Raw genomic sequence first — 12,681 nt, forward strand, 5'->3', positions numbered from 1 at the left:
AGCAACGCCTCCATCGCCAATCCCTCCTGGACGGCCCCGAATGTGACGGAAGACGGGACCTATACGCTGCGCGTCGTCGTCTCGGACGGACAGGGGGGCAGTGCGCAGGGCACCATCAACATCACCGTCGAGAGGGTGAACCAGCCGCCCACCGTGGGCGCCACCATCTCCGGCCCGACCACGCTGCTTGCGGGGACCACCGGCACCTTCTCCATCACCGCGAGTGATCCGGATGGCGACACCCTCAACTACTCCTGGTCTAATGACGGCGCGCAGGGCACCTTTGTGGGCAACACCAACAGCTCCAGCGTGCAGTGGTTCTCATCGGCCATAGGCACGCAGACCTCGTTCAGCCTGAACGTGTACGTCAGTGATGGCGGCGGGGACCCTCCCGTGGGGCGCACCATCACCTTCCCCGTCACGGTGCCCAACTACAGCGTGGACGTCCGAGCAGTGTGGAGCTCCGGTGGCTGCACGGGCTGCCATGGAGGCAGTGGGGGTCTCAACCTCGGGGCGAGCAGCTATGCCAACCTGGTCAATGTCTCCGCCGCAGGCTCGTGCAGCCCCACCGCGCGCGTCCTGCCCAATGACCCGGACAACTCGGCGCTCATCCTCAAGATGGAGGGCACCTCCTGCGGTAGCGGCAATCGGATGCCCCAAGGCAATCCGAGCTTCTTCGACAACAACCGGGGGCTGGTCATCCGCGTGCGCTCGTGGATCCTCGCGGGCGCTCCCAACAACTGAGCCGCCATGAGCCAGGGCCAGCACCGCATCAAGGGGCTCGAGAGCGTCGATCCCCTCTCCGTTCCCCTGCCGCACGGCACGGAGGTCATCACCCGTGTCGCGCGCATGGCGGGAGAGCGCCGGGTTCCCCAGGGCATGGTGGGACGCGTCGTCCGCGCGCGGGACGGTGGCCTGGACGTACAGATCACCGGCGTGGGCGAGCTCTGGTACGCACGCGAGGAGCTGGTGCCTCGCAAGCCGGGCCAGGTGCAGTTCGCCTTGCGCCGCGCCGCCGCCTGGGAGGCGCTCCAGCCGTGTGTCGTGCTCGAGGCCACCGTGGGCTCACGGGCCTGGGGCCTGGCCCACGAGGGCTCGGACACGGATCTGCGCGGCGCCTTCGCCCTGCCCCTGCCTTGGACGTGGGGGCTGGGGGAGGCGCCGAGGGATCTCGTCAGCGCGGATGGAAGCTCCACCTATTGGGAGTACCGCAAGGCCATGGACCAGGCGCTGCGCGCGGATCCCAACACCCTGGAGCTGCTCTTCGTCCCCTCGGCCCGCGCCAAGGACGTCCTGGGCGAGTGGCTGCTGGCCGAGCGTGACGCCTTCGTGTCCCGCAACATCTTCGGCAGCTTCGGCCGCTACGCGCTGAGCCAGCTCCACAAGCTGTCCAGCTCGCAGCGGCTGGCCGAGCACCGCGATCTCGTCCTCGACTGGCTGTGCGAGGAGCCCACGCCGGATCTGGACGAGGTGGCCCGCCGGCTGGCGAAGCACTCCCCGCGGCAGGCGCCCACGCCCGAGGATGGGATCCTCGCGGCGAAGACGTACATCAAGCAGCTCTACCGCTCGCTGTCGGACCAGGGGCTCATCGAGGCCAACGACTTCGCGGCGCTCACCCGCTATGCGCGCGGCGGAGGCCGGCGTCCCCCGGACGCGCGCGAGCTGCGGCCCAAGAACGCCTACAACCTCCTGCGGCTCATCGCGCTGGCCACCGGCTGGCTGCGGGACGGTACGCCCACCTTCGAGGCCACGGGCGCGCTCCGCGAACGGCTGCTCGACATCAAGCACGGCCGAGTGGCGCTGGAGGAGGTCCTCCGGGACGCCGAGGCGCTCGCTCCCGAGCTGGAGGCGGCACGCGACACGAGCCCCCTGCCGGAGCACCCGGACTACGCCCGAGCGGACCGGCTCCTGCGCCGCGCGGGAGAGGAGCTGGCTCGGCGGTGGGTGCTGAAGGAGCCGGGGGCCTGGGGCCGGGACGCCCCCGAGCCACCCTCCTACGCCGGGAACGAGTCGGCGCAGGAGGAGGAGCCCTCCTGAGCGCTCAGGCGCCAGTCTCGGCGGCGGCGACCTCCAGGGCGACTTCGATCATCTCGTCGAAGGTCGTCTGGCGCTCGGCGGGCGAGAGGTGCTCGCCGAGGCGGAGCTGATCCGACACGGTGAGCAGCGCGAGCGCCCGGGCCCCGAACTCCGCGGCCACGCCGTAGAGGCCCGCGACCTCCATCTCCACGGCCAGCATGCCCATGCGCTCGAGCATGTCCAGCAGCTGGGTCTGCGGGTGGTAGAAGAAGTCCGTGGAGAAGACGGAGCCCACGTACACCTTGCGGCCTCGGCGCTCCGCCGCCTCCGCGGCCCGCCGGGCCAGGGCGAAGTCCGCCACCGCGGGAAAGTCATGGTCCATCAACCGCATGCGGTTGACCTTCGAGTCGGTGCCGGCCCCGAGCGCGACGATGACACTGCGCGTGGGCACGTCCTTCCGGATGGCCCCGCAGCTCCCCACGCGGATGAGCACCCGGGCGCCGTACTCCTTCACGAGCTCGGTGGCGTAGATGGACAGGGAGGGGATGCCCATCCCATGGCCCATCACCGAGAGCCTCCGGCCACGGAAGGTGCCCGTGTAGCCGTACATGTTGCGCACCGCGGTCACCTCGCGGGCGCCCTCGAGGAAGCGCTCAGCGATGTAGCGTGCCCGCAGCGGATCGCCGGGCATCAGCACCACGTCGGCGAAGTCTCCGGGCTGGGCGGAGATATGGGGAGTTGGCATGGCGGCGCACCATAGCCGCTCCTCACGCGGGTGGGCACCAGATGGGCGTGCAGCGAAGCTTCCGACAGGCTCCCGCAGGTCCACAGTCCAGGCTTGTCAGACAGCCTCCTCCGGCGGGGCGGTAGGGCAGGCAGACCGCGGGGAAGCCGAAGAACTCGCACCGGCTCTCCAGACACAAGGCGCCCTCCCCCGTGCCTTCCACGTCGGCGCAGCGCTCGCCGGGCCCAGGCCAGGAGCGGCACGTGCGAGTCCCGGCCTCGCAATAAGAGAACGCCGCGCACTCCCCTGCCCCGGGCTCGCACGGCACACCCAGGGCTTTCGCCTCACGGCATTCCTTGGGGGAGCTGTCCTCCTGGGCTGGCTGCGTCCTCACACAGAGGAACTTCAGCTTGCACTCCACGTTGTCCGTGCAGGAGAGGCCTGAGCCCTTCCGCTCGACGCACCGGCCCATCCTGGCAGTACGTATCGCTGTAGGGGATGAACGCGCGGCACATTTCGCGCCACCGGCAGGAAGCGCTCGCGCAGCAGCACCGCGCCCAGGCTGCGGCCCTCCAGCAGCTCCGTCACGTAGAACAGCTCGCCGCTGGGGGTGCGCCCCAGGTCCGTCACGTCGACGATGTTCTCGTGCCCGATCTGGCTGGCGGCGATGGCCTCCAGCTCGAAGCGCCGGGAGAAGGTGGCATCGCGCGACAGCTCTCCCCGCAGCACCTTCACCGCCACCCGCTTGCCCAGCCCGATGTGCTCGGCCAGGTAGACCATCCCCATCCCGCCTGAGCCCACCGGGGACAGGAGCCGGTAGTGCCCCTCGAGGATCATGGGCAACAGCGCCTGACCGTCCTGGGGGCAGTACACGATCCCCTCGCCGTACTCGCTCTGGCACGTTGGGCACCGCGGCATGGTGGAGCGAGAGGGTAGCACGGGGAGAACGGAGGCCGTGGCTCAGCGCACTGCGTGCTTGCGCAACAGCTTGATGACGTGGGCGCGGTCCACCTCGGCCTCGCGCGCCATCTGGCTCACGTTGCCGCCAGCGGTGTTCAAGCGGTGGCGCAGGTAGGTCGCCTCGAAGTGATCCAGCCACGCTTCCTTGGCCTCCTTATAAGGAAGGTCCACGCGCACCGCGGGCATGCCCGGAGTGGAATCCTGCGCCGTGCCCTGAGCGAACGAGGTATCCAGCGCGCCGGACATAGCGACGCTGCGCTCCACGAAGTTGCGCAGCTCGCGCACGTTGCCGCGCCAGGGCAGTGAAGAGAGCTGGCGCAGCGCCTCCGCGCTCGGCGAGGTATAGGGCCGCGGCGGCAGCCCGAGCGCCCGGAACGTCTCCTCCCACAGGTGCTGGAGCAGGTGCGACAGATCCTCCAGGTGGGCGCGCAGCGGCGGCACACGCACCATGCCCACGGCGAGCCGGAAGTACAGATCCTCGCGGAACTCCCCGCGGTTCACGGCGCCGCGCAGATCCCGATGGGTGGCGGCCACGAAGCGCACGTCCACGGAGCGGAAGGCATCCGAGCCCACGCGCTTGACCTGGCGGCGCTCCAAGGCGCGCAGCAGGCGGGGCTGCACGGCCAGCGGCAGCTCGCCCATCTCATCGAGGAAGAGCGTGCCCCCGTGGGCGGCCTCGAAGGCGCCGCGCCGCTCATGGGTGGCGCCCGTGAAGGCTCCCCGCTCGTGGCCGAACAGCTCGCTCTCCACCAGCTCGCCGGGGATGGAACCACCAGTCCACGACCACGAAGGGCCCCGAGGCGCGCCCGCTCTGCTGGTGAAGCGCCTCGGCCACCAGCTCCTTGCCGGTGCCGCTCTCGCCCTCGATGAGCACGGTAGCGTCCGTGGCGGCCAGCCGCGCGAGCCGGGCGAACAACGCGCGCATCACCGCGCTCTCTCCCACCAGCCGGCCGAAGTGCGGCTCGGGGTGAAGCGGCACCACGTCCTGCTCGGCCACCAGGGAGAAGCGCACGGAGGTGTTGCCAAAGACCAGCGTAGAGCCGTCCTCCACGAAGGCCTCCGTCACGCGCACGTGGTCCACCTTCGTGCCGTTGGTGCTGTCCAGATCGCGCAGCCGGTACCCTCCCCGCTCGCGCACCAGATCAGCGTGGAAGCGAGACACGGTGGGATCGCTGAGCACCAGGTCGTTCCCCGGCGCGCTGCCGAGGGTGAGCTTCTCGGCGGAAGAGGATGCCTCGGCGCCCTGGTCCGGGCCCGAAGAGACCTGGAGCCGCACCCGCCTGACGGAGAGCCCGCCGGCCTTGTCCTGCGTGGAGATGACCTCGGTGTGCCCTGACATGTCCTGGCTCATACCACCGCGAGGGTGTCGCACGAGTCGGCCTCAAGGCGCCTGGCAGCGGAGCCTCCCGGACGCGGCCGCCGAAAACCTGTCTGCTTGTCATACAGGTTCGCGCCGGGCGACGGCGGCAGGCAGCCCCACCCCAGGTCCATCTTCACCTCAGCGCCAGGGAGGGGCGCACCTGGGTAGGTCCTCTCCGTCGCGGGTCTCCCAACCTGTCTGCTTGTCATACAGGTTCGTGACATGCGCCGCCGACAGGCAGCCCCTGCGCAAGCCTGCTTCCACGGGCTCCCACCACCCGCCATGCCGCGCGTCCTCATGAATCCTCGTCCTCACGCGTCTCCAACAGTGCCGCGGAGAAGGGGCTGCGCTCCCTGGCCCCGCGTGCAGGGCCGGGCGCCGAGGGCTCCGGGGCCATCGTCTCCGCCACCAGGCCCGCCATGCGCCAGGGCTGCTCGGCCTCGCCTGCCCCCTCCACCGCTGCCAGGGCTCGCGCCATGTCGCCAGCAGAGGGGTAGCGCTCGGAGGGGTGCGGTCTCAGCGCGCGCAGCAGCACCTCCGCCATGGCCGGGCCCGCCGCGCGCTGCAGCGCCCCCGCGGGAGCCAGCCGCGCACCCCTCACGGCAAGCAGGAGCTGGGCGTCCGTGGTGGCAGCAAAAGGGCTGTGGCCCACCACGGCCTCGTAGAGCAGCACCGAGAGAGAGAAGAGATCCGCGCGCCCATCCAGCGGCCCCCCGCGGACCTGCTCAGGGGACATGTACCGGAGCCGGCCGCGGGTGCTGCCCGGCGCGGTGCGAGAGGGCGTCCGCAGCCCCTTGGCGATCCCGAAGTCCGCGAGCTTCACGTCCCCGGTGCGGCCCAGCAGCACGTTGGCCGGGCTGATGTCCCGGTGGACGATGCCCAGCAGCTCGCCCCGAGCATCGCGCAGACCATGCACGTGCTCCAGCGCACGCAGCAGGCACAGTCCCACATGGCGGACCAGCGGGAGTGGCAGCACGCTCCTCACGGCCAGCACTCGCCCCAGATCCACGCCGTCCACGTACTCGAGCACCAGATAGGGGCTGCCCTGCTCCACCCCATAGTCCAGCGCGGAGACGACGTGCCCGTGGCCGAACGTGGCCATCAACCGGGCCTCCTGGGCGAACATCTGCCGGTAGCTCTCCTGGGTGGCCAGCTCCGGCAGCATGCGCTTGATGACCACGGGCTTCTCGAAGCCCTCGGGGCCCGGGAGCACCGCGAGGAACAGCTCCGCCATCCCGCCGCGGGCCAGGCGGGAGAGCAGCCGGTACCGGCCGAGCGTCCCCAGGTCAGCCGCGTGCGCCATGGCGCCGGGCCACCCCACCAGACCGCGGGCGGCAACCCACGAGGATCGCCGCCCGCTCGTTTCGCTGCTCACGGAGCTCCGCCACACCTGCAGCATACCTGGGGACCTCCGGGGAAAACATGCGCGGCGAGCGGTGCCGCGCCGGCCGCTCAGTTCGAGTACTCGGCCGACGTGAAGACGCAGCCCTGAGACTCGGTGCCCCAGCTCTCGAGGCTGTCGGTGCGATCCAGGAAGGTGCTGCGGAAGCGGTTGTCCCAGCACTCGTTGAGCGTCTCCGCGGAGCCCAGATCGCCGCCGCTCAGGCGCACGTCCGAGCGGCCCTCGCCGGACTCGATCCAGCGGCTCTTGATGCTCAGGCGCTCGTTCGCGGTGCGGTTGGGATCGAACCAGTGCACGTTGGTGTCCACGCCGAACTGGAAGGAGCCCTTGCCACCCGGCACCTGGGCGTAGCGGTAGAGCGCGGTGTCCGGCGTGGTCGAGCTGCCGACGAACTCCTCCGTGTCCACGTCCACCTTCACCTCGTCGGAAGGAGACATGCGCGAGTAGCGGAACTTCACCGTGCCCCGGCGCTGCGCCTCATTGGACAGGCGCGTCACATTCTCCCACTGGAAGGTGAACTCGCCCTCGCCGAAGCCGCGCATGGCGTTCCCCGCCTCGCTGATGGCCACCTCGTGCTCGCCGGTGAGCACGTTGACGTACGCGCTGTCTGGCGAGTCCTTGGGCTTGCCCTCCAGGGTTGTACTCGAAGACGTTGTTCGCCGTGCGCGTGACGGTCAGCAGCCACGTCGTCTGGCTCAGGAACGGGGTGTGGGGACCAAAGGTGGCGGTGTCACCCTCCACCTGGGTCGGCTCCTGGCTGGCGACCGCACTGAGCCCGGCCAGCACGTGCAGCGTGAGGCCGTTGACGACCAGAACGGAAGCCAGGGTGAGGCCGAACATGCCGGACCCCTCGCCCTGCAGGGCCTGCTCGGCGGTGGCCAGGCCTCCCTGGCCGCTGGAGCCCTTGGGCAGCTCCACCTTCGTCGTGTCGGCGTTGGGCATGCTGTCCTTGAAGTCCACCACGGGGATGGGCTCGCACGCGGTGAGGCACAGCGCCGTCAGCAGTCCAAGGCTCTTCTTCATCATGGCTCGTCCCTTTGTCCGTGCTGCCATGCGCTCGCCGCCGGGATGGCGGGGGGCTGTGGTGGCCACGCGGGCAGGCCCATCAGCAAGGTCCGGGCCCGAGCCAAAGGCGCGAAAGGACGAGGGGTCCCCGCCCCGGTTGTAGGCTGCGGACTACAACGGGCGGCGGGGTTGATGTCTGGAGCCTGCGGCCCCTCGGAGAACCTCAGCCAGGAGTCCCCCGAGCCGCCTGGGCGCGGTCGTACTCCTCCAGCGCGTCGATGATCTCCTCCAGCGAGTCCGTGATCCGCAGGTAGCGCCCGTACTCCTGGCCCTGGGCGAGCTGCGCCAGCAGCGGGTAGATCGGACGGGTGCGCGTCCAGAACTCGTGCCCCAGGAAGATCATGGGGCTGACGACGCCCACGGTGTTGTAGTGGTTCTGGCAGGCGTCCTGGAAGATCTCCTGGATGGTGCCGGCGCTCCCCGGGGAATAGACGATGCCGCCCGTGGCGATGGTGAGCAGGCCATCCTCGCGGACGCTGTTGGCGAAGTACTTGGCGATAAAGGTGGCGAAGGCGTTGGGCGGCTCGTGGCCGTAGTGCCAGGTGGGGATGCCCAGGCTGGCACAGGCGAGGCGATCGTCCAGGCTGAGCGGGAACGCCGCGCGCACCTCGAACGCACGGGAGAGCCACTCGCGATCCTTGTAGCTGGGGGCCTTGCCGAGCATCGCAAGCCCCGCGTCCAGCTCTGCCTCGCTCCGCCGGGCAAACCACGCGCCCATGTGGGTGGCCTCCATGGCTCCGGGGCCACCCCCGCTCACCATGAAGAAGCCGCGCCGCGTCAGCTCCCGCGCGAGCAGCGCCACTGCCCGGTAGTCAGGCTGCGCTCGGAGCATGGAGTGGCCGCCCATGATGGCCACCACCTTGCGAGGCTTGCCGCCGTTGGACAGCAGCTCCTCCATCGCATCGGTGACGGCGTGATCATGGAGCCGCTGCGCCAGCGTCTCGAGGAGCGACGGCGGGTTGGCCCGGCCCTGCGCGTTCCAGTGGGAATAGATGCGCTCATCCAGGGTCCCGGTGTAACTCTCGGGCCGAGCAGGATCGAACCCCGCATAGAGCTCCTCGGGCGTGTAGAGGTTGCTCCGATAGGGATGGTAGGGCAACCCCAGGAAGGGCGGAAAGATCAAGGCCCCGTGAGACAGCGCGGCCTGCAAGGCCTCCTGCTCGAGCTGGCACCCCATGAAGGCGGCGCCCGCCAGCGGAGCCGAGGAGATCTCCCGGGTGAAGCCTCGCAGATCGAGCCCCTGAACCACCACGTTGCGGAAGGAGCCCCCGCTGCGCAGTTGGCGCTCGAAGGCCTCGATGGTCTCGATCTCGGTCATGCCCCGAGAATCCCACGAACCGAGCCGTGGGAGCCTCGGATTTCCGACTCAGAAGAGCCGGAGCTGGTTGTCCGGAGCGTCCTCAGCCGCTCCCCCCTTGGGGAGCTGCTGGAAGCCGTGAGCCTGCGCCCAGTCCGGGCTGGGCCCGGCCCAGTGGAACCGCTCCATGAGCACATAGCCGCGCTCATCGAACTCGACGCCCTCGGCGGCCAGCTTGTCCGGCTGGTGCAGCCCGGACGTGGTGATGCGCCCGTTGCGGCCGATGACCCGCTGCCAGGCCACCTGGACCGAGCGGGAGCCGAGCGCTCCGAGCGCGTGGCCCACGATCCGCCCATCGCAGCCGTCTCCCACGATGGCGGCAACGTCCCCGTAGGTGGCCACCTGACCTCGGGGGATCTGGTTCACGACCTTGTAGATGCGCTCGTAGTACTCCCGCTCGTCGTTGGGGGGCATCGAAACTCCTGTCGCTGCGGAGGAGTCCTCCTCCGGTGAGGTGGTAACAGGTTGTGTCGATACCATACTACCCGATGGGTTGGGAGACCCGTCAAGGAGCCCCTACCTACGAGATCCCGTACTTGCCCGGGGCCAGGATGCCCTCCGGGTCCAAGGCCTTCTTGAGACGCGAGAGCACCTCCGGCACCCCCTCGAGCTTCGCCATCGCCTCCTGCTGCATGTCGAGCGGGGCGCGCGCGATCGTATACCCCGCCTCGGCGTAGGCCTGGAGCAAGGCTCGGAAGCAGCGCCCCGCGCGCTCCCGCTCCTCGGCGTCCTGGCGGTTGAAGAGGAGGATGTGCAGCGCCCGGCTCATGCGCGGGCCGCAGACGTACTCGCACACGAACTCGAAGCCGTGCTCGGTGAGGATGCGCCGCGACAGGGCCTGCTGCTCGTTGGCGACTCTCCCCACCATGGGCGAGGCCGGCAGGAACCAGGTGGCCCCGCTCCCGGGCCGCCACCGGAGCAGCCCCAGCTCATCCCTCGTGGGCTGGCCGCTGAAGGTGTCGATGTGGATCTTCAGGACTCGGCTCTTCTCCGCCTCGGCGTGCGAGATGTAGCGGGCCTTGCCGGACTTGAGGAAGTGGGCCTTCACCCGCTCGAGCAGGGGCTGCACGGCCTCCTCGGAAGGCCCGTAGAAGGCCCCAGAGACGAGCCACGCGCCGAGCCCGTGCCTCTCCCTCAGCTCCTTGCGCACCTCGGCGGGCAGCGGCGTCTTCCCCCCCGTCTTCTCGAAGGGGTAGGTCTCCTCGGTGCCAAAGGCGTAGACGTCGCTCGTCACCTTGATGAGCGTGGGCACCACGTTGTTGAGCTTCAGCGGGCGCACCAGCTCGAAGATGTCTCCAAGGTCCTCATCGTCGGGGAAGGTGAAGAAGAAGGAGCGGAGCACCGGGGGGCGCGGCATCAGCCACACGCCCATGCGCGTGACGATGCCCAGGTTCGACTGGACGAAGAGGCCATCGAGGAAGGGCCCATACCCATACTTAGACAGGTACTGGGTCTTGGAGCCGGGCAGAGCCCCGTCGGAGGTGCGCAGCACCTCGCCGGTGGGCAGCACCACCTCGTAGCCGCAGCTCATGCCGAAGTGGTCGAAGTAAGGCGTGTACCCGGCGCCCTTGTCGAGCGTGTTGCCCAGGATGCCCCCATCCGGCGGACCGGAGGTGGTGTCCATCATGAGCTTGTGGCCGCGCCGGCCCAGTTCCTCGTAGAGCTGTGCGTAGGTGACACCGGGCTCCACCACGACATAGGCGAGCGTCTCGTCGATCTCGACGATGCGGTTCATGCGCCGGCCAAGATCCACCACCACCTGCCCGGGACGCACCGGCGACTTGAGGCCCAGGCCCCGGTTCTCACCTGTGCTCGTGGGCCAGAGTGCCACGCCGTGCGTGTTGGCCAGACGGACGATGGCCTGCACCTCCTCGGTCGATCCCGGGTAGAGGACACCGGCGGGAGGCAGGTCCCCTCCCGGGAGCAGGTTCGCGCCATAGCGCCCCACGGTCTCAGGAGTCGTGTCCACGGCCGTGGGGCCGAGGCGCTCACGGGCGGCACTCAGGAAGGTCTCGGAAGGAGTGGGCATGGTAGGCCGCATCCTGCCCGACCCTTCACAGCGCTGCCCAGACACCTGCGCATACCCATTGGGCCAGGGTGGCGCGAGCCATGGCTCCCTCTCCAGTCCCCTGATAGACGGAGGGTCATGCTCGCCTCACTTCTGCTGGCCCTGACACTCAGTGCCACCCCCGCCACACCGGCGGGGCGTCCCCTGCTCATCACGGTGGATGATCTCCCCATCGCCTCTGTGTCGCTCCACACGGATCCGGCCGAGCGTGAGCGGATCACCCGCGGGCTGCTGGCCGTCCTGAAGAAGCACCACATCCAGGCCGTGGGGTTGGTGAACATGGGGCGGATGAAAGAGCCCGAGGTGTCCCGCCTGCTGGATCTCTGGCTCGCGGACGGACATGAGCTCGGCAACCACTCGTACTCGCACCCCTCCCTCACGCAGCAGAGCGCGGAGGCCTTCATCGCCGACGTCGAGCGGGGCCGGAGCGCGCTGGCGAAGCACCTGGCCTCGCGAGGCAAGACGGTGCGCTTCTTCCGCTTCCCCTTCCTCCGAGAGGGCGAGACGCTCGAGAAGCTGCGGGCCGTCCGCGCCTACCTCACCGAATCGAAGCAGCGCGTCCTGCCCGTCACCATCGACAACCAGGACTGGTCCTTCGAGCAGCCCTTCGTCCAGGGCAAGCCGGTGGCGGAGGAGTACCAGGAGGCCCTGCACACCGCGGTGCGCTTCTCGGAGGCCCGAGGGGACAAGCTGGGAGGCGGAGTGTCACCCCAGATCCTCCTGCTGCACGCCAACGCGGTGGGCGTAGCCGAGTGGGATCGCCTCTTCACATGGCTCAAGCAGACAGGCCACCGCTTCGCCACGGCCGACGAGGTGCTGGCCCACCCCCTCTTCTCGGAGTCCCACGAGTTCATCGGTACGCACGGGCCCTCGCTGTGGGAGCGGCTCATCGACAAGCGGGTGCGTCAGGACACGGAGACTGCCGTCCACGCCCTGCTGCGCAAGCAGGCCGAGGCGTGGAACCAGGGCGACCTGGACGCCTTCTGCGCGGTGTACACGGAGGATGCCGCCTTCGTGTCGCCCACGGGCCTGACGCGCGGGCGGGCCCAGGTGCTCGCGCGCTATCGCCAGCGCTACCCCGATCGCAAGGCCATGGGGACGCTCTCGTTCGAGTTCCTGGAGACACGGCTGGCCAAGGGCATCGAGTACTCCGCCTTCGGAGACGCGCTCTCCTCGAGGGTGCACGGCGTGAGCGTGGTGGCGCGCTGGACGCTGGCCTACCCGGACAAGGCATCGGCCACCGGCCTCACCCTGCTCGTCCTGCACCGGCGGGGGGACGGATGGGAGATCGTCGAGGACGCTTCCATGTAAGGTGCCGGGCACTCCCATGCGCCGGCTCCTCCTCAGCGCGCGACAGCTCTGCACGCGGCACCCCGTGGCGGTGGGCGTCACCGCGACGTTCCTGCTGAGCCTGCTGCTCCGGCTGCTGTACCTGCTGGGAGCGCCGGACCGCACGTGGCCGTTCTCCATCTTCTTCTACGGGGACAGCCGCTTCTTCCACACGTACGCCCTGGACTGGGTCCGGGACCGGCCGACGCAGGCCACGCTCCCGTACCACCCGCCGCTGTTCCCTGGGTTCCTCGGGTGGCTGTACCAGCTCCTCGGCGAGCCGCGCGGCAACGCCTTCCCCTACAAGCTGAGCCTCGCGGTGGTGAACTCCGCCACCGTGGCGCTCACGTGGGTGTGGTGGCGCCGGGTGCTCGGCACGGGCTGGAGCCTGCTGGCGGCG

12 protein-coding genes and 2 pseudogenes are annotated in these 12,681 nt (G+C 69.6%); 4 read left to right on the forward strand and 10 right to left on the reverse strand.

Annotated elements, in window-relative coordinates:
- Together VD972_RS38575 and VD972_RS38580 are read left to right on the forward strand one after the other, a co-directional pair.
- Nucleotides 1-744, forward strand: a pseudogene (locus VD972_RS38575) (Ig-like domain-containing protein); the annotation flags it as partial.
- A gap of 6 nt (nucleotides 745-750) precedes the next feature.
- Nucleotides 751-2,037 (forward strand): DNA polymerase beta superfamily protein, encoded by a 1,287-nt coding sequence (locus VD972_RS38580; RefSeq protein WP_324993830.1) that lies wholly within the window; start codon nucleotides 751-753, stop codon nucleotides 2,035-2,037.
- Nucleotides 2,038-2,041: 4 nt separating this feature from the next.
- Here VD972_RS38580 and deoD read toward each other — a convergent pair whose 3' ends face one another.
- The 10 genes from deoD to VD972_RS38630 all read right to left on the reverse strand — a co-directional run bounded on the left by deoD (nucleotide 2,042) and on the right by VD972_RS38630 (nucleotide 10,913).
- Nucleotides 2,042-2,761 carry a purine-nucleoside phosphorylase gene (gene deoD, locus VD972_RS38585; protein ID WP_324993831.1) on the reverse strand — a complete coding sequence of 240 codons (720 nt, stop codon included), beginning with the start codon at nucleotides 2,759-2,761 and terminating at the stop codon, nucleotides 2,042-2,044.
- A 384-nt stretch (nucleotides 2,762-3,145) separates the two neighbouring features.
- Nucleotides 3,146-3,658: a serine/threonine protein kinase gene (locus VD972_RS38590; RefSeq protein WP_324993832.1), complete on the reverse strand. Its 513-nt coding sequence runs from the start codon at nucleotides 3,656-3,658 to the stop codon at nucleotides 3,146-3,148.
- Nucleotides 3,659-3,700: 42 nt separating this feature from the next.
- Nucleotides 3,701-4,450, reverse strand: a complete 750-nt coding sequence (locus VD972_RS38595; protein ID WP_324993833.1) for a sigma 54-interacting transcriptional regulator — start codon at nucleotides 4,448-4,450, stop codon at nucleotides 3,701-3,703.
- A complete protein-coding gene (locus VD972_RS38600) occupies nucleotides 4,395-5,039 on the reverse strand; it encodes an FHA domain-containing protein (RefSeq protein ID WP_324993834.1) in 645 nt (214 codons plus the stop codon). The genes VD972_RS38595 and VD972_RS38600 overlap by 56 nt, the downstream gene beginning before the upstream one ends.
- Nucleotides 5,040-5,355: 316 nt before the next feature.
- The gene (locus VD972_RS38605; protein WP_324993835.1) at nucleotides 5,356-6,363 is read right to left on the reverse strand and encodes a serine/threonine-protein kinase; all 1,008 of its coding nucleotides are present in this window, start codon (nucleotides 6,361-6,363) and stop codon (nucleotides 5,356-5,358) included.
- Nucleotides 6,364-6,512: 149 nt separating this feature from the next.
- Entirely contained in the window at nucleotides 6,513-7,004 is a 492-nt protein-coding gene (locus VD972_RS38610) for a hypothetical protein (RefSeq protein ID WP_324993836.1), read from the reverse strand.
- A complete protein-coding gene (locus tag VD972_RS38615; protein WP_324993837.1) occupies nucleotides 6,940-7,488 on the reverse strand; it encodes a hypothetical protein in 549 nt (182 codons plus the stop codon). Before VD972_RS38615 ends, VD972_RS38610 begins: the two co-directional genes overlap by 65 nt.
- 202 nt (nucleotides 7,489-7,690) lie before the next feature.
- Nucleotides 7,691-8,845 carry a hypothetical protein gene (locus VD972_RS38620; protein ID WP_324993838.1) on the reverse strand — a complete coding sequence of 385 codons (1,155 nt, stop codon included), beginning with the start codon at nucleotides 8,843-8,845 and terminating at the stop codon, nucleotides 7,691-7,693.
- A gap of 48 nt (nucleotides 8,846-8,893) precedes the next feature.
- Nucleotides 8,894-9,298, reverse strand: coding sequence for an MGMT family protein (locus VD972_RS38625; protein ID WP_324993839.1), 405 nt, complete (start codon nucleotides 9,296-9,298; stop codon nucleotides 8,894-8,896).
- Between the two features lie 106 nt (nucleotides 9,299-9,404).
- On the reverse strand, nucleotides 9,405-10,913 hold the full coding sequence (locus VD972_RS38630; protein ID WP_324993840.1) for an FAD-binding oxidoreductase: 1,509 nt from the start codon (nucleotides 10,911-10,913) through the stop codon (nucleotides 9,405-9,407).
- Between the two features lie 117 nt (nucleotides 10,914-11,030).
- Between VD972_RS38630 and VD972_RS38635 the strand changes: the two genes are divergently transcribed.
- The gene (locus tag VD972_RS38635) at nucleotides 11,031-12,263 is read left to right on the forward strand and encodes a polysaccharide deacetylase family protein (protein WP_324993841.1); all 1,233 of its coding nucleotides are present in this window, start codon (nucleotides 11,031-11,033) and stop codon (nucleotides 12,261-12,263) included.
- A 16-nt stretch (nucleotides 12,264-12,279) separates the two neighbouring features.
- Nucleotides 12,280-12,681, forward strand: a pseudogene (locus tag VD972_RS38640) (hypothetical protein); the annotation flags it as partial.

The sequence above is a fragment of the Hyalangium sp. genome (genome assembly GCF_035629615.1).
Lineage (GTDB): Bacteria > Myxococcota > Myxococcia > Myxococcales > Myxococcaceae > Hyalangium.

What these genes read in the sequence shown, in the direction of transcription:
- VD972_RS38580 (WP_324993830.1), top strand. Translation starts at nt 751, where the DNA reads ATGAGCCAGGGCCAGCACCGCATCAAGGGGCTCGAGAGCGTCGATCCC.
- deoD (WP_324993831.1), bottom strand. Translation starts at nt 2,761, where the DNA reads ATGCCAACTCCCCATATCTCCGCCCAGCCCGGAGACTTCGCCGACGTG.
- VD972_RS38590 (WP_324993832.1), bottom strand. Translation starts at nt 3,658, where the DNA reads ATGCCGCGGTGCCCAACGTGCCAGAGCGAGTACGGCGAGGGGATCGTG.
- VD972_RS38600 (WP_324993834.1), bottom strand. Translation starts at nt 5,039, where the DNA reads ATGTCAGGGCACACCGAGGTCATCTCCACGCAGGACAAGGCCGGCGGG.
- VD972_RS38605 (WP_324993835.1), bottom strand. Translation starts at nt 6,363, where the DNA reads ATGGCGCACGCGGCTGACCTGGGGACGCTCGGCCGGTACCGGCTGCTC.
- VD972_RS38610 (WP_324993836.1), bottom strand. Translation starts at nt 7,004, where the DNA reads ATGCGCGGCTTCGGCGAGGGCGAGTTCACCTTCCAGTGGGAGAATGTG.
- VD972_RS38615 (WP_324993837.1), bottom strand. Translation starts at nt 7,488, where the DNA reads ATGATGAAGAAGAGCCTTGGACTGCTGACGGCGCTGTGCCTCACCGCG.
- VD972_RS38620 (WP_324993838.1), bottom strand. Translation starts at nt 8,845, where the DNA reads ATGACCGAGATCGAGACCATCGAGGCCTTCGAGCGCCAACTGCGCAGC.
- VD972_RS38625 (WP_324993839.1), bottom strand. Translation starts at nt 9,298, where the DNA reads ATGCCCCCCAACGACGAGCGGGAGTACTACGAGCGCATCTACAAGGTC.
- VD972_RS38630 (WP_324993840.1), bottom strand. Translation starts at nt 10,913, where the DNA reads ATGCCCACTCCTTCCGAGACCTTCCTGAGTGCCGCCCGTGAGCGCCTC.
- VD972_RS38635 (WP_324993841.1), top strand. Translation starts at nt 11,031, where the DNA reads ATGCTCGCCTCACTTCTGCTGGCCCTGACACTCAGTGCCACCCCCGCC.